General features: G+C 72.5%; 19 protein-coding genes. All 19 read right to left on the reverse strand.

Annotated features, from left to right (window positions below; translation table 11 throughout):
* Positions 1–2 precede the first annotated feature (2 nt).
* Positions 3–578, reverse strand: coding sequence for a nuclear transport factor 2 family protein (locus ACZ4UV_RS05790; protein WP_451022927.1), 576 nt, complete (start codon positions 576–578; stop codon positions 3–5).
* Between the two features lie 179 nt (positions 579–757).
* Complete coding sequence (locus tag ACZ4UV_RS05795; protein ID WP_390039937.1) at positions 758–1,003, reverse strand: acyl-CoA carboxylase epsilon subunit; 246 nt, start codon at positions 1,001–1,003, stop codon at positions 758–760.
* Entirely contained in the window at positions 1,000–2,619 is a 1,620-nt protein-coding gene (locus ACZ4UV_RS05800) for an acyl-CoA carboxylase subunit beta (protein WP_467835945.1), read from the reverse strand. Before ACZ4UV_RS05800 ends, ACZ4UV_RS05795 begins: the two co-directional genes overlap by 4 nt.
* A 7-nt stretch (positions 2,620–2,626) precedes the next feature.
* Positions 2,627–3,469, reverse strand: a complete 843-nt coding sequence (locus ACZ4UV_RS05805) for a 4'-phosphopantetheinyl transferase family protein (RefSeq protein WP_351502895.1) — start codon at positions 3,467–3,469, stop codon at positions 2,627–2,629.
* A gap of 8 nt (positions 3,470–3,477) precedes the next feature.
* On the reverse strand, positions 3,478–3,933 hold the full coding sequence (locus tag ACZ4UV_RS05810) for an acyl carrier protein (RefSeq protein ID WP_390039931.1): 456 nt from the start codon (positions 3,931–3,933) through the stop codon (positions 3,478–3,480).
* Between the two features lie 2 nt (positions 3,934–3,935).
* A complete protein-coding gene (locus tag ACZ4UV_RS05815; RefSeq protein ID WP_467835947.1) occupies positions 3,936–5,543 on the reverse strand; it encodes an MFS transporter in 1,608 nt (535 codons plus the stop codon).
* 4 nt (positions 5,544–5,547) lie between these two features.
* Positions 5,548–7,806: an SDR family oxidoreductase gene (locus ACZ4UV_RS05820; protein ID WP_451022071.1), complete on the reverse strand. Its 2,259-nt coding sequence runs from the start codon at positions 7,804–7,806 to the stop codon at positions 5,548–5,550.
* Positions 7,807–7,809: 3 nt separating this feature from the next.
* Positions 7,810–8,748 carry an aromatase/cyclase gene (locus tag ACZ4UV_RS05825; RefSeq protein WP_467835949.1) on the reverse strand — a complete coding sequence of 313 codons (939 nt, stop codon included), beginning with the start codon at positions 8,746–8,748 and terminating at the stop codon, positions 7,810–7,812.
* A 29-nt stretch (positions 8,749–8,777) separates the two neighbouring features.
* The gene (gene fabG / locus ACZ4UV_RS05830; protein WP_390039923.1) at positions 8,778–9,563 is read right to left on the reverse strand and encodes a 3-oxoacyl-ACP reductase FabG; all 786 of its coding nucleotides are present in this window, start codon (positions 9,561–9,563) and stop codon (positions 8,778–8,780) included.
* Positions 9,564–9,648: 85 nt separating this feature from the next.
* The gene (locus ACZ4UV_RS05835) at positions 9,649–9,921 is read right to left on the reverse strand and encodes an acyl carrier protein (protein WP_351500603.1); all 273 of its coding nucleotides are present in this window, start codon (positions 9,919–9,921) and stop codon (positions 9,649–9,651) included.
* 401 nt (positions 9,922–10,322) lie between these two features.
* The gene (locus ACZ4UV_RS05840; RefSeq protein ID WP_467835952.1) at positions 10,323–11,531 is read right to left on the reverse strand and encodes a ketosynthase chain-length factor; all 1,209 of its coding nucleotides are present in this window, start codon (positions 11,529–11,531) and stop codon (positions 10,323–10,325) included.
* Positions 11,528–12,802 carry a beta-ketoacyl-[acyl-carrier-protein] synthase family protein gene (locus tag ACZ4UV_RS05845; protein ID WP_390039919.1) on the reverse strand — a complete coding sequence of 425 codons (1,275 nt, stop codon included), beginning with the start codon at positions 12,800–12,802 and terminating at the stop codon, positions 11,528–11,530. Before ACZ4UV_RS05845 ends, ACZ4UV_RS05840 begins: the two co-directional genes overlap by 4 nt.
* Positions 12,799–13,128 (reverse strand): TcmI family type II polyketide cyclase, encoded by a 330-nt coding sequence (locus tag ACZ4UV_RS05850; RefSeq protein WP_451023243.1) that lies wholly within the window; start codon positions 13,126–13,128, stop codon positions 12,799–12,801. Before ACZ4UV_RS05850 ends, ACZ4UV_RS05845 begins: the two co-directional genes overlap by 4 nt.
* A 138-nt stretch (positions 13,129–13,266) precedes the next feature.
* Positions 13,267–14,724, reverse strand: a complete 1,458-nt coding sequence (locus ACZ4UV_RS05855) for an FAD-dependent monooxygenase (protein WP_451023316.1) — start codon at positions 14,722–14,724, stop codon at positions 13,267–13,269.
* Between the two features lie 62 nt (positions 14,725–14,786).
* Positions 14,787–15,743, reverse strand: coding sequence for a hypothetical protein (locus tag ACZ4UV_RS05860; RefSeq protein ID WP_467835953.1), 957 nt, complete (start codon positions 15,741–15,743; stop codon positions 14,787–14,789).
* A gap of 5 nt (positions 15,744–15,748) precedes the next feature.
* The gene (locus ACZ4UV_RS05865; protein ID WP_451021733.1) at positions 15,749–17,512 is read right to left on the reverse strand and encodes an acetyl/propionyl/methylcrotonyl-CoA carboxylase subunit alpha; all 1,764 of its coding nucleotides are present in this window, start codon (positions 17,510–17,512) and stop codon (positions 15,749–15,751) included.
* A 1-nt stretch (position 17,513) separates the two neighbouring features.
* Positions 17,514–18,083: a flavin reductase family protein gene (locus ACZ4UV_RS05870; RefSeq protein ID WP_451021734.1), complete on the reverse strand. Its 570-nt coding sequence runs from the start codon at positions 18,081–18,083 to the stop codon at positions 17,514–17,516.
* A 31-nt stretch (positions 18,084–18,114) separates the two neighbouring features.
* A complete protein-coding gene (locus ACZ4UV_RS05875; protein WP_451021735.1) occupies positions 18,115–19,830 on the reverse strand; it encodes an NAD(P)/FAD-dependent oxidoreductase in 1,716 nt (571 codons plus the stop codon).
* Positions 19,831–20,008: 178 nt separating this feature from the next.
* The gene (locus ACZ4UV_RS05880) at positions 20,009–20,929 is read right to left on the reverse strand and encodes a MarR family winged helix-turn-helix transcriptional regulator (RefSeq protein ID WP_467836592.1); all 921 of its coding nucleotides are present in this window, start codon (positions 20,927–20,929) and stop codon (positions 20,009–20,011) included.
* Between the last annotated feature and the right edge of the window lie 130 nt (positions 20,930–21,059).

Raw genomic sequence — 21,059 nt, forward strand, 5'->3', positions numbered from 1 at the left:
TCTCATCGTCCTTTCGGGTGGCGTGGTCGGGGCTGGGAACTGCGCAGTTCGCGGGGGTCGGGGCCGGGACGCGGGCCGGCGCCGTCGGACCACACCAGCCGGAACCGCCAGCGGTGCAGCCGCCAGCCGTCCGGGGTGCGGACCGCCTCGCCCTCGCTGTGGCCGCCGATGTCGAAGCGGCCGTCCGGGTCCGGGCCGTCCTCGTGGTGCACGTGGGACGCGACGAGGTGGACGCGGATCCGGGCGGTGTCCCCCGACACCCGGATGCCGTAGTTGGCGGCCAGGTGGTGGGTGCGGGCGAAGCGGGACTTGCGGTCGTGGTGGAAGGCGGCGGCCCGGTCGCGGCCCTCGACGGTGCCGACCGGGAACTCCAGGCGGCAGTCCGGGGTGAAGACCGTGGCCGGCCAGGTGGGGTCGAAGCCGTGGTCGTCCTGGGTGTCGAGCAGCGTGATGTAGCGGTCGACCAGCTCGGCGACCGCCGCGCGGTCGGCGAGGGCTCCGAACTCGGTGCGCAGGGCGTCGAGTTCGGAGCGGAGTTCGGCGACCGTGTCGGTGCGGTCGAGGGACGGGGAGGTCATGGGGTCCGGGACTCCGATTCGGTCGGGGATGCGGGCGAGGGGGCCGGCCGACTGGCAGTGCCGCGACAGGCCGTCGGCCGGCTGCGGCACCGTCGTGGCTGGTCGCGCGGTTCCTCCCCCAGCCTTCGGCCGGGGGTACCCCCAGCGCCCCTGCCGGGGCGCTGCCCAGGCGGGCCCGCTCATGCCGCCCGGCCGCCGGTGACGCGCCAGCCGCGGGGGTCGCGGTGCGTCGCGAGGCGTTCCGGACGGCGCCAGGCGGCCACCGGGCGGGGCTCCAGGGGGCAGGGGGCCACCGCGGCCAGGGCGGCGGCGCGGGCGAGCAGGACGGTGGTGAGGGCGGCGAGCTCGGCGGGGCTCGCCTGCCCCTTGACGACCCTGATGACCAGGGCGCCCTCCGCACCGTCCGTGCTCTCCGGCGCGCTCACTGCGGCGGGTTGCCGTGCTTGCGGCACGGCAGGTCGGCCTGCTTGCTGCGGAGCATCGCGAGGGCGCGGATCAGGGTGGAGCGGGTCTCGCGCGGATCGATCACGTCGTCGATCAGACCGCGCTCGGCCGCGTAGTAGGGATGCATCAGCTCCGCCTGGTACTCCTTGATCTTCTGCGCGCGGGTGGACTCGGGGTCGTCCGCGGCCGCGATCTCCCGGCGGAAGATGACGTTCGCCGCGCCCTCGGCGCCCATCACGGCGATCTCGTTGGACGGCCAGGCGAGGGCGAGGTCGGTGCCGATGGACCGGGAGTCCATGACGATGTACGCGCCGCCGTACGCCTTGCGCAGCACCAGGGAGATCCGCGGCACGGTGGCGTTGCAGTACGCGTAGAGCAGCTTGGCGCCGCGCCGGATGATGCCGTTGTGCTCCTGGTCCACGCCCGGCAGGAAGCCCGGCACGTCGATCAGGGTGACCAGCGGGATGTTGAAGGCGTCGCAGAACTGCACGAACCGCGCCGCCTTTTCGCTCGCGTCGATGTCCAGGACCCCGGCGAAGGAGGCCGGCTGGCTGGCGACGAGGCCGACGACCTCGCCGTCGAGCCGGGACAGCGCGCACACCACGTTGGTCGCCCAGCCGGGCTGGATCTCGAAGTAGTCGCCGTCGTCGACGATCTCCTCGATGACGGTCCGGATGTCGTAGACCCGCCCGGGGTCGTCCGGGACCAGTTCCACCACCCGGTCGGTACGGCGGTCGGCCGGGTCGGTGGTCGCCGAACGGGGCGGCAGGTCACGGTTGTTGGACGGCAGCAGCGACAGCAGGTGCCGTACGTCCTCCATGCAGCTGCGCACGTCGTCGTAGGCGAAGTGGGCCACGCCGGAGGCACCGGCGTGGACATCGGCGCCGCCGAGGTCGTTCTGGGTGATCTCCTCGCCGGTCACCGCCTTCACCACGTCCGGTCCCGTGATGAACATCTGGGAGATGTCCCGGACCATGAAGACGAAGTCGGTCAGGGCGGGCGAGTAGGCGGCGCCGCCCGCGCACGGCCCGAGCATCACGCTGATCTGCGGGATCACCCCGGAGGCGCGGGTGTTGCGCTGGAAGATGCCGCCGTACCCGGCGAGCGCGGAGACGCCCTCCTGGATCCGGGCGCCGGCGCCGTCGTTCAGCGACACCAGCGGGGCCCCGGCCGCCATGGCCATGTCCATGATCTTGTGGATCTTCTGGGCGTGGGCCTCGCCGAGGGCGCCGCCGAAGATGCGGAAGTCGTGCGCGTAGACGAAGACGGTACGGCCGTGGACGGTGCCCCAGCCGGTGATGACGCCGTCGGTGTACGGCCGCTTCTTCTCCAGGCCGAAGCCGGTGGCACGGTGCCGGCGGAGCATCTCGACCTCGTTGAACGACCCCTCGTCGAGCAGGAGTTCGATACGTTCGTACGCGGTGAGCTTGCCCTTGGCGTGCTGGCGCTCGGTGGCGAGGGGGTCGCCGTGCCGGGCGGCCTCCTTCATCAGGCCGAGCTCCTCGATGCGCTCGGCGGCGGTCCACTGGCCGCGGTGCTCACGGTCGTGCAGGCTCGGGCGGCCGGCCATCGGACCGGCTTTCTGTTCGAGTGACATTGGCGGGTCACGCTCCCCAGTCGGATACTCGGGTGGTCACGCCCACGGGCACGGCTACGGGCACGCCCACCGTCCCGTCGGCGTCCAGGTCGACCGTCCCGCCCGCGTACAGCGCGGCCGGCGGCACCCAGCGGACGGTGACCTGTTCCGGTGCCGTGCCGCGCACCGCGACGGCCGCGTTGTGCCGGGGTCCGGACGGCAGGTCGAGCAGCGTCCAGCCGACCGGCCTGCGGCGCGGGTCGGCGCCCAGGTAGTCGTGGCCGGGGTCGCGGGAGAGCCCGGTGCCGAGCGCCTTGAGATAGGCCTCCTTGCGCGTCCACAGCCGCCCGAAGGCAGCGCGCCGCTCCCCGGCGTCGCCGAGCGCGGCCAGCTCGGCCTGCTCCCCCGGGTGCAGGGCCGGGGTGCAGACCTCGACGGTCTCGGCCCGCGGCAGCCGCTCCACGTCGGCGCCGACGACCGTACGGGAGACGGCGACCACGGCCATGCCGTGGCTGTGCGCGAGGGAGAAGTGCAGCGGCGGGTCGGGGTGGGCGACCGCCGGCCGGCCGTGCGGCTCGGCGCAGCCCGGGCAGGGCTCCCGCACGAACGGCACGTCCTGCGGGGGCCGCCCCAGGTAGCCGCCGAGCAGCCGGCGCAGGGCGACATGCGCGGAGGCGTACGTCACCCCGTCCGTGGGCCGTACGAAGGACGCGGTCCGCCGGCGCTCCGCCTCGCTCAGCTCGGACAGGTCGAGCAGCTCGGCCGCGGTCTCCAGGGCGGCCCGGCGGACCAGCCAGACGTCCAGCTGCCCGGCGGCGGGCAGTCTCGGCTCGACGGCGAGGGTGGCCGTGCCGAACTCCAGGACCGGCATCTCCCCGATCACCTCGGGCTCGGCACGTCGTGCGCGACCAGGTGGTGCCGGCCCCGGCCTGCGTGCTTGTGCGGGCTGTCCTCCGGGCCGAGCTGGCCGGCCAGGCAGTCGACCAGCTCGGCGGCGCTGTTGGCGCGCAGCAGCCGGTTGAGGTTGACGTCGACACGCAGCGCGGCCTCCATGCGGCGCTGGAGTTCCAGGCCGTTGATGGAGCCGATGCCGAGGCTGTTCATCGGGCGGCCCACGGTGTCGATGCTGTCCGGTGCCACGCGCAGCACTCGGGCGAGTTCGCCGCGCACGTACGCGTCGATGAGTCGGGTGCGCTCGGCGAGGCCGACGGAGGCGAGGTGCGCGAGGCTGGGCGGCACCACCTCGACGATCTTGTCGCGCTCGAACTCGTAGTCCAGATCGTCGAGTTCGTCGTCCAGGTCGTCGAAGACCCAGGTCTGCGTTGTCTGGTCCATGGTCATTCCCCGTGGTGGAGTGAGGAGGGTGGGGTGCGGATCAGGCCGGTGAGGCCGACGAGCAGGCCCAGGAAGCCGAGGGTGGCGACCAGGGTCAGCGCCGGCCGGCAGGCCGCCGCCGCGGCGGCCGGACCCGCGCCGGGGGCGGGCGCGTGGGCGGCGAGCAGGGCGGCGACGAGCGCGACCGCGAGGACCGCGGCGAGCTGGACGGCCGTCTGGTACAGGCCGCTGCCGGTGAGCCGGTCGGCGGGGGCGAGGCGGGACATCGCCTGCATGTTGAGTGCGGCGAAGGAGAGCACGAAGGCGGCGCCGACGAGGAGGAGGGTCGGCAGCATCCGGCCCTGGTAATCCAACGGCCATGCGTGCGGCCGGAGTTGGAGCAGCCCGCCCACGAAGGCGCAGGCGGCGCCGGCCACGATGAGGCGGGGGGCGCCGAACGTGGCGACCAGGCGGCCGGAGGCCAGCGCGGTGAGCGCCGGGGGCGCGGCGGCCGGGAGCAGGGCGAACGCCGTGTGGAGGGGGGACCAGCCGGCGAGGGTCTGGGCCTGGTACGTCAGGACGAACAGGAGGCCCAGGTAGGAGCCGTTGAGGCAGGCTGCGCCGAGGGCGGAGCGGATGAGGGTGGGGTTGCCGCGCAGGGGGGCGGTGTTCAGGAGGGGAGCCGGGGCGTGCCGCTCTACTCGCCAGAGCAGCAGGAGGAGGAGGGCGGCCGCGGTGAGCGGTCCGACGGCTCTCGGGTCGCTCCAGCCGTGGTCAGGGAGTTGGGTGATGCCCTGGACCAGGGCCAGGAGGGCCGCCAACAAGGTGAGGGCACCGGGGATGTCGTAGCGCTGTGCCGTCGCGGTCATGGTGCGGCGCCGTGGGGGCTGGTCGCGCAGTTCCCCGCGCCCCTGTGGGGCGCTCTCGCCGTCCCTTCTTGGAATGCTCAGGTCAGTCCCCTTCGGGGCGCTCTCCGCGGGCCTTCTTGGACCGCTGAGGTCAGTCCCCTTCGGCGCGCTCTCGTCGGCGCCCCTCGGTATCAGGCGCAGGCCGAACGCGAAGAGCAGCAGTACCACCGGGGCCGGGAAGGCGAAGGCCCAGCGCCAGGAGGTTTGTGTCAGCCAGCCGGAGAGGAGGAGGCCTGCTGTGAAGCCGCCTGCGCCGAAGAGGGTGTAGACGGAGACCGCCCGGGAGCGGGGGCGGCCCTCCGGGAAGGTGGCGGTGATGATGGCGAGGCCGGTGGGGGCGGTCAGGGCGGCGCAGAAGCCTTTGGTCAGTCGGGTGGCGAGGAGCAGCCAGGGGTCGTGGGCGAGGGCGCTGAGCGCGGAGGCGGCGGCGAAGGCGAGGAGGGCCGCCAGGTAGACGCGGCGGCGGCCGAGGAGGGTCACCACGCGGGCGCCGAAGAGGAGCAGGCCGCCGAAGCCGGCGGCGAAGCCGGTCATCGCCCACTGGGTGACGGTCGGCGGCTGCCCCAGGTCCGTGCCGATGGCGGGCAGCGCCACCACCGCCACGGACACCTCCAGCGCGTCGATGAGCATGTTGCCGGCGAGGACGAGCAGCAGCCCCCACAGCCGGGGGCCGAACCGCTCGTCCGTGCCGGCGGCGACCGGTGCCGGAAGGGTCCTGGTCACCGCGTCACCCGAGGAGTGTGCCGCCGCTCGCGTCGACGAAGGAGCCGGTGACCCAGCGGGCGTCGTCGGAGACGAGGAAGGCGATGACGTCGGCGACGTCCTGCGGCTCGCCGACACGGTTGAAGGCGGACAGCGCGGACATGGCCTCGACGGCCTCGGGGATGTCGAACAGCGGGTTGCCGTTGCGGGTGATGCCCGGCGCGACGCTGTTCACGGTGATCCCGCGCGGACCGAGCAACTTGGCGTAATGGAGCGCCAGTTGCTCCACGGCGCCCTTGCTCATGGCGTAGGCGATCTCGTCCGGGTTGGCGAACCTGGTCAGCCCGGAGGAGATGTTCACGATCCGGCCGCCGTCGGGCATGTCGGCGAGCGCCCGCTGGATGACGAAGAACGGCGCCTTGGCGTTGACGGCGAAGATCCGGTCGAACTCCTCCGGGGTGGTGTCCTCGGCCTTGACCCCGCCCATCACTCCGGCGTTGTTGACCAGGATGTTCAGCTCGGTCTCGCCGGTGCGCTCCTTGAGTCCCGCCTCCAGGGCGAGGAACAGCTCGTGGACGTCGCCGGGCGTGCCCAGTTCGGCCCCGACGGCGAACGCCCGCCCGCCGTCCTTCTCTATCCCGGCGACCACCTCGGCGGCGGCCTCCGCGCTGCTGCCGTAGTGCACGGCGACCAGGGCGCCGTCGGCGGCCAGCCGTTCGGCGGTGGCCCGGCCCATGCCCCGGCTGGCGCCGGTGACGAGGGCGGTCTTTCCGGCCAGGTTGCCCATCTTCCTTCTCCTGACGGTTGGTTGTGGTGTGCGGGGGACGCGTGGGTCGGGTGCGAACCAGCGGCCGAGGGCCTCGTGCAGGCCGTCCTCCGCCGCGTCGCCGGCCCAGGCGACGTAGCCGTCCGGCCGTACGAGCACGGCGGCGAGGCCGTCGAGGGGCCCTGCGGGACGGGTGACGACCGTGTCCACCGACGCGGACCGGTCCGCCGCCGCCCCGCCGAGCGCCGGGTCGGTCACGAGCAGCAACCCGCGGGCGGAGTGGAGCAGTTCGGCCGTGGTCGCCCCCGAGTCGAGCCGCGTCTCGGGCAGCCGTGCGCCGACCAGCACGTTCTCGTCGTCCCCGTACCGCACGTCGAGGCCGCTGATCGTCCCGGCGAGGTGCGCCCGGACCGGCTCGTACGAGGTGAGTTCGCCGACGACCGAACGCAGGGACTCCACCTCGGGCCCGCCGAGCAGCAGCCGGGCCTGGGCGCGGATGGTGGACAGGACACGGCGCCCGACGGCGTGCCGTTCGTCGTGGTAGCTGTCCAGCAGCCCCGCCGGGGCCCGGCCGAGGACGGTGGCCGCGAGCTTCCAGCCGAGGTTCACGGCGTCCTGGAGGCCGAGGTTGAGGGCCTGCCCGCCGATCGGCATCTGCTGGTGGGCCGCGTCGCCGGCGAGCAGCACCCGGCCCGCGCGGTAGTGCTCGGCCTGCCGGGAGGCGTCGCCGAAGGAGTTCACCCACAGCGGGGTGCCGTGGCCGATGTCCTCGCCGGTGACGTCCCGCCAGGCACTGACGATGTCGGCGAAGCGGGCCTCGCCCGCGCGCGGCGGGGTGCCGAAGCGGTGGACCATCACCCGGGTGACGCCGTCCCCGCGCCGGGCGGCGATGGCGAGCCCGTTCGGCAGCCGCTGGAACCGCCGGTTCGGGATGTCGATGCCGTCGACGTCGGCGCGGATCAGCTCCCGTTCGGCGTCGTTGCCGGGGAAACCGATGCCCGCGAGGCGCCGGACGGCCGACCCCTCGCCGTCGCAGCCGACGGCGTAGCGGGCCGTGAACTCACGGCGGGTGCCATGGTGTTCTGCGACGACCCGGACGCGGTCCTGCTCCTGCCCGAGGTCCAGGACCTCATGGCCCCGTAGCACCCGCGCCCCGAGCCGCTCGGCCCACGCGCCGAGGAGTTCCTCGGTGCGGGTCTGCGGGACCTTCCACTGCCCGGGGTGGCTGCTGGGCAGGGTGAGGTCGAGGGGGAGGCCGCCGAAGTGGCCGCGGGGCTCGTTCGGCGGCGGCTCGGGGTCGGCGAGGCCGCCGGGGCCGTCCAGCAGCCCGCGCTGCCGCAGCAGTTCCATCGTCCGTGCGTGCAGGGTGGACGCCCGGGACTCCGTCGTCGGGGCGGCCAGCCGTTCCAGGACGGTCACGTCGGCGCCGCCGAGGCGCAGTTCCCCGGCGAGCATCAGCCCGACGGGTCCGGCGCCGACCACCAGGACGTGCGTGTCGACCGCGTCGGCACCGGCCATCGGTCAGCGCCTCGCTTCGGCGTACGCCTTGGCGTGGTTCAGGGTGGCGCGGCTGTTGGTGCTGAGCGCGCCCTGCACGTACTCACGGGCCTCGGCGACGCCCGCCTCGGGACCGAGGATCCTCGCGATGTTCTCGGGGCGCAGCACGACGGTGTGCTGCGAGGAGGCGAAGGTGCCCTCGTCGGTCTCGCGGAAGGTCCAGTAGCCGGTGTGCAGGTTCATCAGGGCCGGCAGGGTGGTCTGCTTGTAGGCGATCTTCCGGCCGTCCAGGCAGACCCGGTACGACTTGGTGGTGTGCGTCGAGCCGTCCTTGGCGCGGGTGTCCATCTCCAGGGTCTGCAGGCCCGGGGTGTCCTCGGTGAGCCGGACGGTCGCCACGTGCGGCAGCCGCTCGGACCAGCGGTCGGCCTCGTTCACGAAGTCGTAGAGGTCCTTGGCGGCCCCCTCGACCCGGACGGTGTCCTCGAAGGAGAACGTCAGCTCCTGCGAGGCGGTGGCGAGTTCGACGTTGGTCTTCAGCGCGGCGAGCTCGGAGCGGGAGTTGCGGTCGACGGCCTCGTCGATCCAGGCCAGCCCCGTCGGGTCGTCGCCGACGGCGGTGTAGTCGTGCAGCAGCCGCACCCGGGAGGTGGCCGCGTCGAGGGGCTCGATGATCCAGGTACCGCCCATGCTCGCGACGGGCGGGGTGGAGACGGTCTGGCGGAAGGTGATCCGCAGGCCCTCGGGGTCCAGGACGCGGCGCGAGGTCCAGTTCTTGGCCTCGCCGTTGGCGGTGGCCCAGATCCCGATCAGCTCCTCGTTCCCGGAGCGCTCCAGGTGGTCGACGTAGATGGTCGGCGGGAAGATCCGCGGCCAGTTGGCCACGTCGGCGATCAGCCGGTAGACCTCGGCGGCCGGCGCCGAGATCGTGACCTCGTGCTCGACTTCCTTCGGCTCGGACATGGGTGAACTCCTAGAAGATGCCGGGGTTTTCAGAAGTTGCCGAGGCCGCCGCAGACGTTGAGGGCCTGTGCGGTGATGGAGGCGGCGGTGTCGGAGGCGAGGTAGCCGACAAGCCCGGCGACCTCCTCGGGGGTCGAGTAGCGGCCGAGCGGGATCTTCGCCGTGAACTTGTCGAGGATGGCGTCCTCGCTGGTGTCGTAGGCGGCGGCGTAACCGGCGCGTACGCGCTGCGCCATGGGCGTCTCGACGTACCCCGGGCAGACGGCGTTGACGGTGATGCCGGTGGGGGCCAGCTCGTTGCCGAGGGCCTTGGTGAACCCGACCACCCCGTGCTTGGAGGCGGAGTACGGCGCCCCGAGCACGACGCCCTGCTTGCCGGCCGTGGACGCGATGTTGATGATCCGCCCCCGGCTCTTCTCCCGCATGCCGCCGGTGGTGAGGGCGGCGCGGGTGAGGCGGAAGACGCTGTTGAGGTTGGTCTCGACGACGTCGTACCAGAGCTCGTCGTCGATGTCGGCGGTCACGCCGCCGCCGGACCGCCCGGCGTTGTTGACCAGCACGTCGACGGTGCCGTACCGCTCGACGGCGGCCCGCACGAAGTTCTCGATGGACAGCGCGGACCGCACGTCGAGGGTGGTCCCGTCGACGTCGAGGTCCTCCGCGCGCAGTTCCTTGACGGTCCGCTCGACGTTCCCGGCGTCGCGGGAGCCGATGAAGACGCGGTGGCCCTGCCGGGCCAGCAGCCGCGCCGAGGCGAGACCGATTCCGCTGGTGGCCCCGGAGACCAGGGCGACCCTCTGCTGCTGTTCGGACATGTCTGCAGCTCCCTTTCAGGGCATGGGGGAGCCGCCGGCGCCCGGTCAGGGCGGGCGCCGGCGGCCGGAGGGGGTGGGGAGAAGGTCAGGCAGCGGCGGCGACGTCACCGAGCTGCGTGTTGACGACGGCGAGCAGCTCGCGGGGCGTCTTGGCCTCGGTCACCACGGTGTCGTCCAGCGTGATGTCGTACTCCCGCTCGATGCGCCCGCAGGTCTCCAGGATGGCGAGCGACTCGTAGCTGAGCTCCTCGAAGTCGGTGTCGAGGATGTCCCCGTCGAGATCGACGCTCTCATCGGCGCCGGCGGCCTCCAGCAGGATCCGCTTGAGGTCGTCGAGGGTGAAGGACTGGGTGGCCACGGTGATCTTCCTTTCACGACTACGAATGGGAACGCCCGCCCTGCCGGCCCCGGGCGTGGGAGAGATGGAGGGGCCGGGAGGACGGGCGGGTCTTTGAGAGGGCTGAGGTCAGCGGGGGCTGGGGTGGGGGGAGGGACGCTCACCGGCGCTGGCCGGGTGCCTCCCCCAGCCTTCGGCCGGGGGGACCCCCAGCGCCCACCCGTGCCGCCCCAGCGGCACGACTGCCCGCGGCTGGATGAGCTGACGCGGCCGCCCGCGGCTACGTAGGACGCGGTGGGGCAGCGCCCCGTCAGGGGCGCTGGGGGTACCCCCGGCCGAAGGCTGGGGGAGGAACTGCGCGATCAGCCCCCACCGGCCTGCAGCCGCGCCACCGCACCAGCGCCTACGGCCGTGGGCGAGCGCTACGCCCGCACGACCATCGCAGAGTTGAACCCGGCGTACCCGCGCGCCAGCACCAGTGCCGTCCGCACCTCGGTCAGTCGCGGCTCCCCCACCACCAGGTCGAGGTCGTAGCCCGCCTCCGGCGCGACGTTCACCGTCGCCGGCACCACCCCGTCCCGGACGGCCAGCAGCGCCGTGGCGACATCCAGCGGCGCCGCTCCCGAGTAGAGCCGCCCGGTCATCGTCTTCGGCGCGGTCACCGGCACCCCGTGCGGCCCGAACACGTCGCTGATCGCGTCCGCCTCCACCCGGTCCAGCTCCGGCACGGCCGCCGCGTCGGCGAACACCACGTCCACGTCGGCCGCGTCGGCGCCCGCGTCGGCGAGGGCCAGCTCGATCGCCTTGCGCAGCCCCGGCGGCCGCCCGCTCCCCGGCGCCGGGTCGAACGTCGCGCCGTACCCCGCGATCTCCCCGTACACCCGGGCACCGCGCCGTACGGCCGTCTCCTCGGCCTCCAGGATCAGGATCGCCCCGCCCTCGCCGGCCACGTGCCCGGCCGCGGCGGAGTCGAAGGGCAGGTACGACCGGTCCGGCTCCTCCGACGTGGACAGCCGGTCGCTGGCGAGCTGCGCCACCCAGCCCCACGGGCAGATGGACGCGTCGATCGCCCCGGAGACGATGAGCTGCGTCCCCTTCCGGATCTGCCGGCGCGCGTGCGCGAGGGCCTCGAGGCCGCCCGCCTGGTCGGAGACGACGACCCCGCTCGGGCCCTTCATGCCGTTGCGGATGGAGATCTGGCCGCTGTTGACGGCGTAGAACCAGGCGAACGACTGGTATGCCGAGACGAACTGGCTGCCCTGGCTCCACAGCTTCTGCAGCTCGCCCTGCCCGAACTCGAAGCCGCCGGAGGAGCTGGCGGTGACGACGCCCATGTCGTAGGCGGGCAGGTCGGCCGGAGTGACCTCCGCGTCGGCCAGCGCCCAGTCCGTCGCGACGAGCGCAAGGCGGGTCATGTGGTCGGTCTGGGCGAGCAGCCGGCTCGGCAGGTGTTCCCCGGCGCTGAACCCGGGCACCTCACCGGCCAGCTTCGCCGGATACCCGGACGGGTCGAACCGCGTGATGCGGCCGATCCCGCTCTTCCCGGCGCGGGCGGCCGCCCAGTAGTCGGTCGTGCCAAGGCCGTTGGGCGCGGCGATGCCGAGCCCGGTCACCACGGTCCGCGTGCTCATGCGGCCGCGCTCCTCTCCGGTCGGGCGAGCACCATCGCGCTCTGGAAGCCGCCGAACCCGCTGCCCACGGTGAGCACCGCGTCGGTGCGGTGCTCGCGGGCGGTGAGCGGGACGTAGTCCAGGTCGCACTCGGGGTCGGGGGTGTGCAGGTTCGCCGTCGGGGGCACGACGTTGTGCTCCATGGCGAGGACGGACGCGGCGATCTCGATGGAGCCGATCGCGCCGAGCGAGTGCCCGACCATCGACTTGATCGAGGAGACCGGGGTCCGGTAGGCGTGGTCGCCGAGGCTCTTCTTGAACGCGGCGGTCTCGTGCCGGTCGTTCTGCTTGGTGCCGGAGCCGTGCGCGTTGATGTAGTCGATCGCCCCGGGGTCGAGGTGCGCCTCGTTCAGGGCGACCGTGATGGCCTCGGCCATCTCCGCGCCGTCGGGCCGCAGCCCGGTCATGTGGAAGGCGTTGCAGCGGGAGGCGTACCCGGCGATCTCGGCGTAGATGTGCGCGCCCCGCCGCTTCGCGGCCTCCAGCTCCTCCAGGACGAAGACGGCCGACCCCTCCCCCAGCACGAACCCGTTGCGGGTGCCGTCGAAGGGGCGGGAGGCGTGCTCGGGGTCGTCGTTGCGCGGGGTGGTGGCCTTGATGGCGTCGAAGCAGGCCAGGGTGATCGGGGAGATCGGGGCGTCGGTGGCGCCGGCGATCATCGCGCAGGCCGAGCCCTCCCGGATCAGCTCCACGGCGTGCCCGACGGAGTCGAGCCCCGACGTGCAGCCGGTCGACACGACCGTGGCCGCGCCCTCCGCGCCCACCGCCCAGGCGACCTCCGCCGCGAACGAACTGGGCACCAGGTAGTTGTAGAGGTGCGGGACGGCGTAGGTGTGGTCGACGAGGTCGAGCCGGCCGCCGTCGCTGACCACCCGGTACTCCTGGTCGAGCCCCATGGTCGCGCCGACCGCGCTGCCGATGGTGACCCCGACCCGGTAGGGGTCGGCGCCGGACAGGTCGAGCCCGCTGTCGGCGAGGGCCTCCCGGGCGCTCACGACGGCCAGCTGCGCCGCCCGGTCCATCCGCCGTATCTCCTGCGGGCTCAGCCCGTGCTCCTCCGGATCGAAGTCGACCTCGGCGGCGACCCGGGAGCGGAAGGAGGACGGGTCGAAGAAGGTGATGCCGCGGGTCGCGGTGCGGCCCTCGCTGAGCAGGTTCCAGAAGTTCTTGGTGCCGACACCGCCGGGGGCGATGACACCGACCCCGGTGATGACCACTCGCCTGGCGTTCACGCCCGGCCCTCCCAGTCGTAGAAGCGCGTGGCGACCGCGTCGGCGGGAGACCGCCAGGTGGCGGGGTCGTACGCCTGGATGAACGGCTTGAGGTCCTCGCTGATCCGCACGAACCGCGGGTCGCTCTTGGCCTCCTCGATCAGCTCACCGCCGTTGTCGGTGTCGAAGCTCTGGAGGTGGAAGTACAGCCCGCGGTACGCGAAGAGCTCCCGCCGCCGCGTGCCCATCAGATGCGGCATCTCGGTCCGGTCGAACTCCCCGAACAGTCGGGCGACTTCCGTACTGCTACCCGGTTCCATCCGGGCGACGATCAAAGTGCTGTGCATGGGTTCACTCCTCAAAGGTGTCCAGCAAGAAGCGCCCCGTCAGGGGCGCTGGGGGCACCCCCGGCCGAAGGCTGGGGGAGGAACTGCGCGACCAGCCACGACGGCGGGTCAGCCGCAACTCGACGCAACCTGGCATCCTCACCGCGCAGGCCCGAACCACCGCTCAAGGGCCATCGGCAGATCCGCGTGACTACCCGGCGCCGCCCACGCCACATATCCGTCGGGCCTCACCAACACAGCCGTGGTACCTGCGAGCGAGCCGTCCGTCGCCACCGCGGTCACCACGTCCACTCGATCCCGCCAGGCCCAGGCGCGGTCCCGCAACTTCTCGTTGTCGGCAAGGTCGAGCAGGACACCTCGCCCGGCGCGCAGCGCCTCCGTGCTGGAGGCCACCCTCCTGTGCCCGGTGAGCGGCACGTTCGGCAGCCGTCGGCCGAGCAGCGCGCCCGCGCCCCCGTCGAGGTCGTAGTGGATCTCAAGACCCGACACCATCGCCGCCAGGTGCCTGCTGACCTCCGGATACCGGATCAGCTCGTTGAGCACGTCGCGCAGCGGCTGCACCTCGGGCCCGGACAGGAACAGCAGCCCCTGCGCCCGGGTGTTCATCATCAGCCGCTCCCCGACCGGGTGCCGTTCGTCGTGGTAGGTGTCGAGCAGCGTCTCCGGCGCCCGCCCCCGCACCACCGCACCCAGCTTCCAGCCGAGGTTCACGGCGTCCTGGATGCTGGTGTTCATGCCCTGCCCGCCGGCCGGGAGGTGGATGTGCGCGGAGTCGCCGGCGAGGAGGATCCGGCCCCGCCGGTACTCGGTGACCAGGCGTGTGCCGTCGCCGAAGGACGACACCCACACCGCCTCGGCGTGCGAGATGTCGTCGCCGGTCAGCCGCTGCCAGGCCGCCGCGGCCTCCGCCCAGGTCGGCGGCTTCTCGCGGCGCTGCGGCGGGGTGCCGCGCTCGCAGATGATCAGCCGGGTGATGCCGCCGGGCAGCGGCCCGACCATCACCATCCCGCCGGGCAGGGTCTCCCCGATCATCCGGGGCTCCAGCTCGATGCCGCGCACGTCGGCGAGGTACATCTCCAGCGTCGACGGCGTCCCCGGGAAGTCGAACCCGGCGGCCTTGCGGATGGTCGAGCGGCCGCCGTCGCATCCCACGAGGTACTCGGCGCGCAGCCGGTGCACGCCCTCGGGGCCGCGCACCTCGACCTCGACGCTGTCCTCCTTCTCCTTGACGGAGAGCACCTCGTGCCGGCGCCGGATGTCCGCGCCGAGCCGGCCGGCCCACTCCTCCAGGACGGTCTCGGTGACCGACTGCGGGATCGTTTTGGCAGCCTGGTGGGCGCCGTCGAGGACACCGAAGTCGACCGGCAGGCCGCCGAAGTGGCCCACGTTGCTGACCTCGATGTCCCCGAAGCGGGGCAGCAGTCCGCGCTGGTCGAAGACCTCCATGGTGCGGGCGGTGAAGCCGAGCCCGCGCGACTCTCCGGTGCGCGCGGGCAGCTTCTCCAAGACGATGACGTCGGCGCCCGCGAGCCGTAGCTCGCCCGCGAGCATCATGCCGGCAGGACCGGCGCCCACGACGATGACTTGTGCGTCCATGACACTCCTCGAAAACGGTTCCGTACGGCTCCGTCGGGGAGACCGTCGGCGAAGACGAACTGTCAGCGGTACAGGCGGCCGATCGCCCGGTTGGCCACGTGCGCGGCCGCCGCGTGCCGCGGGTCGGGTGCCAGCGCCTCGTGCCGTACGGCGACTTCGGCGAGCTTGATGGCGTGCTCGTCGCCGATCCGGACGGCCTCGGCGAACAGGGCGGCCGGGTCGGGGGCCGCCGGCAGCGGGGCCGCGGGCCGGGGCACGGCGTGGAACCAGTCGAGCATCGTGCGGCTGACGGCCCGCGCCACCCGGTACGACGGCCACCGCTGCTCCGCCGGCAGGTGCTCCACCACCAGCCGTACGGCGGCGGGCCCGGTGACCGAGTGGATCAGCGGGATCGGGTGCGGAAGGGAGAGCGTGGCGTAGATCCCGCAGAACTCGGCGACGAGCTCGTCCAGCGCCCGTACGACATCACCGCCGTCGCCGTCGCCGTCGTCACCGGCTGGGTGCTCCGGGACCACGACTCCGCCCTCGGAGTACCGGGCCGCCCAGTACCCCAGCCCCTGTGCCAGTTCTGCCAGTTGCATGCGGTGGTCGGGGCCGGCGGTCACCACCGCCCGGACCGCGTGCGCGGTGCGGATCACCCCGTGGGTGAGCACCCCGGACATGCCGGGCAGCAGCCGGGGCCACCAGCGGGCCAGGACGTCGGTCCACTCCCCCTCGGCCAGCTCGCGCTCGAACAGGCCGGTCCAGTCGGCGACCCGGCCGAACTCGCCGAGCGCCTGCCGCCAGTCGGCCTCGTCGGCCGGGTCGAGGGTGAACCGCCGCTCGGGCACGTCGTGGAAGGTGTGGCTGCGCAGATGGCCCTCCACCCAGCCGGGCACCTCGTCGGCGTAGCCCATGTGGGCGAGGGCCTCGGCGGCCATCGGGGCGTGGTTGACGAAGCTGCGCCCGTGTTCGTACCCCACGGAACGCAGCCGCTCCAGGGCACCGTTCATGGCGTCGGTGTAGGTGAGTGCTGCCAAGGCGATCAGTCCTTGATGTCGCAGATCGCGGCCCCGGCGGCGAGGGCCTGCCCCACCTCGGCGGCAATACCGGTGACCGTGCCGGACCGGTGCGCGGTGAGCGGCTGCTCCATCTTCATGGCCTCGAGTACGACGACCAGGTCGCCCTTCTCGACCGGCTGCCCCTCGGCGACGGCGACCTTGACGACGGTGCCCTGCATGGGAGAGCTGAGCGTGTCCCCGGAGGCGGCGGGGGCCGAACCGCCCGCGGTGCGGCGGCGGGACCGGGGCGCGGCGGCCGCCCCCACGAGCGTCCGGTCGGGGACCCTGCCCAGCGCCGCCGGCAGCGAGACCTCCAGCCGGTGCCCGCCGACCTCGACCACCACCGTCTCGCGACCGGCCTCCTCCGTCTCGGAACCGGCGGCCGGGGCCGCGGTGAAGGCCTCGATCCCGTTGACGAACTCGGTCTCGATCCACCGGGTGTGGATGCGGAACGGGTCCCCGGTGAAGGCCGAGTCCCTGACGACCGCCCGGTGGAACGGGATCGCCGTGGCCATCCCCTCCACGCGGAACTCGTCGAGCGCCCGTGCGGCCCGCTCCAGCGCCTCGGCGCGGGTGCGGCCGGTGACGATCAGCTTGGCGAGGAGCGAGTCCCAGGCCGGGCCGATCACGCTGCCCGACTCCACGCCCGCGTCCAGTCGTACCCCCGGACCCGACGGCGGCTCGAAGACCGTCACGGTGCCCGGCGCGGGCAGGAAACCCCGGCCCGGGTCCTCGCCGTTGATCCGGAACTCGAAGGAATGGCCCCGCAGCTCGGGGTCCCCGTAGCCGAGTTTCTCGCCGTCGGCGATCCGGAACATCTCCCGCACCAGGTCGATGCCGGCGACCTCCTCGGTCACCGGATGCTCCACCTGGAGCCGGGTGTTGACCTCCAGGAAGGAGATCGTGCCGTCCTGCCCGACGAGGAACTCGCAGGTTCCGGCGCCGACGTAGCCGGCCTCGCGCAGGATGGCCTTGGACGCCCGGTACAGCTCGGCGGTCTGCTCCGGCGTCAGGAACGGTGCCGGAGCCTCCTCCACCAGCTTCTGGTGGCGGCGCTGCAGCGAGCAGTCACGGGTCGATACGACCACGACGTTGCCGTACCGGTCCGCGAGGCACTGCGTCTCGACGTGCCGCGGCCGGTCCAGGTAGCGCTCCACGAAGCACTCGCCGCGTCCGAAGGCGGCCACCGCCTCCCGCACCGCCGACTCATAGAGCTCCGGCACCTCCTCCAGGGTCCGGGCGACCTTCAGCCCGCGCCCGCCGCCGCCGAAGGCCGCTTTGATGGCGATCGGCAGGCCGTGCTGCTCGGCGAACGCCACGACCTCGTCCGCACCGCCCACCGGGTCCGGGGTGCCGGCCACCAGGGGCGCGCCCGCCCGCTGGGCGATGTGCCGGGCCGCCACCTTGTCGCCGAGGTCGCGGATCGCCTGCGGCGGCGGGCCGATCCAGGTCAGGCCCGCGTCCAGGACCGCCTGCGCGAACTCGGCGTTCTCGGAGAGGAACCCGTAGCCGGGGTGGACGGCGTCCGCCCCGGTCTCCCGGGCGGCCCGCAGGACCTTCCCGATGTCCAGGTAGCTGGTGGCCGGGGTGTCACCGCCCAGGGCGAAGGCCGTGTCGGCGACCTTGACGTGCAGGGCGTCGCGGTCCGGGTCCGCGTAGACGGCGACGCTCGCGATCCCGGCGTCCCGGCAGGCTCTGGCCACGCGTACGGCTATCTCGCCACGGTTGGCGATGAGCACCCTGCGCATGTCAGGACGCCTGCCGGGCGTGCTGGAAGCGGTCCGCGCCGGTCTCCAGCGGGCCCAGGGAGCCGTCGAAGAAGATCAGCGGTTCCAGGCCGTGCTCGGGGACGCCCAGCTCCACCACCTCGCCGATGACGATGTCGTGGTCGCCGGCGGTGTGCACGTCGACCGTGGTGCAGGTCAGGTGGGCGAGGGCCTCGCTGAGCACGGGCAGCCCGTCCTCGGTGAAGTGGTGCGGGACGCCCTCGAAGGCGCTCGCGCCGGCGGTGGTCCGGCGTCCGGCGAAGTGCCGGGCCAGCGGCTGCTGCCGTCCGGACAGGAAGTTCACGGTGAACCCGCCGCTCCGCTCCAGGAGCGTGTGCAGCCGGGACTGGTGGTGCAGACAGAACAGCACCAGCGGGGGGTCCAGCGAGACCGAGGTGAACGAGTTGACGGTGGTGCCGTCCGCGTCGCCGTCGGGGCCGGTGGTGATGACCGTGACGCCGGTCGTGAACAGGCCGCACACGCGGCGCAGATCCAGCGGTTCGACGGGCCGGGTCTCTTCGGCGCGGGTCAGCGACCGCGCTGCTGCGGACATGCGGATCCCTTTCTGGCTTGGCTGGGAGTGGTCAGAGGAGCTTGCGGACCTTCGCACCGGCCTTGAGGATGCCGAGCAGGAACTCGCGGCCGACGCTGTTCATCTCGGCGGGGGCCTCGACGGAGGCCCAGTACAGGAAGCGCGCCATGGTCAGCGTGGACGGGTAGATGAACCGCCGCTCCTCGTCCTTCCAGCCGAAGACCGGGTTGACGACCGGGGACTCCTTGAGCAGCCCGAAGACGATGTCGGCGGCCTCGTCGCCGGTGAGCGCGCCTGCCTCGTACTTCTCGCAGGTCTCGGCGGTGGTCTCCAGGATCCGCTTGAAGGAGTCGCTCTGCGGCCACCACAGGCCGGGGTGGGCCACGTTCTCCAGCTCGTCGAAGTGGCGTACGTCGTGGTCCTTGAAGTGCTTGAGGCGGGCCCGGGTCAGCCGCATGGTGCCGGGGGTGATGAAGGAGCCCCAGACCCGGAAGACCGCGTTCCACAGCCGGAAGTGGGAGAAGGCGATGAAGGAGCTGTTGACCAGGTCGTCGTTGTACTGGAGCAGGCCCTGCTCGACGCGTTCGACGTACGCGAAGCGCTCGGCGGAGAAGTCGCCGTCCTTGAGGGCGGGGATCAGCCGCGAGGTGAGCGCGTCGACGACCTCCATGGTGTTGGACAGGCCGCGGGAGAACAGCGGGTCGAGGAAGCCGGCCGCGTGGGACATCAGGCACCAGCGGTCGCCGATGGTCTGCTTCGAGGAGTACTGCAGCCGGTCGGTGGAGATCCACTCGCGGACCCGGGTGGCGCCGTCGAACTGGCGCTTGACCGCCGGGTACTTGTCGAGGAAGGACTGGAACTCCTGCTCCGGGGTGAGGTCCTTGGGCTTGGGGTAGGTGCGCTCGTCCATCGTCAGGCCGACGCTGCACAGCGGGTTGCGGGACTTGGGGTGGTTGTCGAAGGGGATGATCCAGAACCAGCCGCGCTCGATGAGGTGGTGCATGGTGCCGGTGTGCCAGTCGGCCGGCGGGCGCAGCTCCTGGGGGTGGCCGCTGACGTCGTCGAACCGCTTGATGCCGACGTAGTGCGTGAACATCGAGCGGGAGTGGTGCTTGAAGCGGGCGGTGGGCTTGTCGCGCAGGTCGAACTTGTCGGCGAGCGGGGAGCGGAAGCCGGAGGCGTCCACCAGGTACTTCGCCCGGTACAGCTCGGGTTCGGCGCCGGGGGCGGCGCTGCGGCCGAGGACGGTGACGCCGTCCTCGTCGAACTCGACCTCGTTCGCACGCCAGTTCTGCCGGGGGGTGCATCCGTACTTGACGGCGACGTGGAACATGAAGGAGTCGCTGTCCTGCCGGAACATGTGGCTGTTCTGGTGGAATATCTTCGGCAGTGCGAGCTGGGTGGCCTCACGCGGGTTCGGCTCTTTTCCGACCTCGTGCTTCATGAAGCCGAAGTGGGCCTTCGTGCCGAAGGTCGGTGCGATGTCACGGGTGGAGGCCTCGACACTCGCCAGGCTTTTCAGCTCGGGAATGTCGTGGCGTTCGGAGAGGATGTGGATCCATTCCACGAGCTGCGGGGTCATGGACTCGCCGATGGCGAAGCGCGGGTGCGCGGCGGCGTCGACGAGCAGCACCTTTGCACCGTGCTTGGCCAGGACGGCACCGGTGACGGAGCCGGCGAGGCCCGAGCCGAGGATGATGACGTCGAAGGTCATGTCCTCGGGTATGCGCGCCGGTTCCGGCGCGCCGTCGGTCTTCTGGGCGACCATGACTGTCTCCTTCGTCGAGGGGCGGTGCGCAACGGGAAAACCATGTGCCGCGGGACATCCGCATGAAAAAAGACCCCTCGCGGCCCTTCCGAAAGGAAATCGGAAGGGCGGTGCGAAGAGCCTGGAAAAGGGCGCGGAGTATCCGCTGAATTAAGCGTGACATCCTTTGGCCAGAGGGTCAACCCCTTGCGGAAACGGATGACTTGGTGTTCTCGGCGAATGCCGGACCGGAATGCGTCGGGGCCAGGAGTTTCAGCAGCAGTTCCCGCAGTTCGTCCTCGCCGCCGGGGCCGAGCATGGCGGCGACGTCCGCGGCGAGCCCCGCGACGGCCCGGGCCACGACACCGAGTTGCTCGCGGCCGAGGTCGGTCACTTCGAGGGCGTAGCGGCGCCGGTCGTGCGGGTCCCGGCCGCGGCGCACCAGGCCCAGCTTGACGAGTTCGTCGACGAGCTGGGAGGCGGCGGGCCCGGTGATGGCGAGCAGTTCGGCGAGCCGCTGCTGGGCGATGGGCCCGAGCACGTCGAGGGCGGAGAGCGGGCCGTAGTGCCGCACCCTGAGTCCGGTGCCGGCCAGTTTGTCGTCGCCGTGCTTGCGCAGCCGGTGGTGGGCCTGCCCGACCAGGTACTCGGTGCCCTGCACGAGAGGCTGCGCGGACTCGGGCAGCAGCCGGGCCAGCAGCTCGTCCAGCCGGGCGGTCTCCTCGTCCGTCAGTACGGCGGTGAGCCGGGCGTCCCGCTCGGCGACCGCCCGCCGGCTGGCCTCGACGGCCTCGCGTCCGCGGTCGGTCAGGGAGAGCACGTACTGGCGCCGGTTGTCGGGGTTGCGGGTGCGCCGGACCTCGTCGCGGGCCTCCAGCCGGTCGATGACACCGACCATGATGGTGCGGTTGATGCCGAGCCTTTCGGCGAGGTCGAGCTGGGACTCCCAGTTGCGGCCGGTGAGCGCGTCGAGGACCAGGAAGTCGCGGGGGTCGCTGCCGCCGCCGTCGTCGGTGGCGGCGAACTGCGCGTAGACGCGGCGCAGGAGGTAGCCGATGAAGTCGGTGAGCGCGTCCGGGAGGACGCCGGGGACCTCCGCGGTCTGCTCGGTCCGGGTCACCGGGCCGCGCTCGTCGTCGCTCTCGTACCGCAAGACAGCACCTCCTGCCCGAGTATATCGACGGCTTGCCGGCCGGCTCCGACACCGACACCGGCTGCCGGAACCGGGAACCGGCGACCCCGCCCGGAAG

Source organism: Streptomyces sp. NPDC028289 (assembly GCF_055565975.1).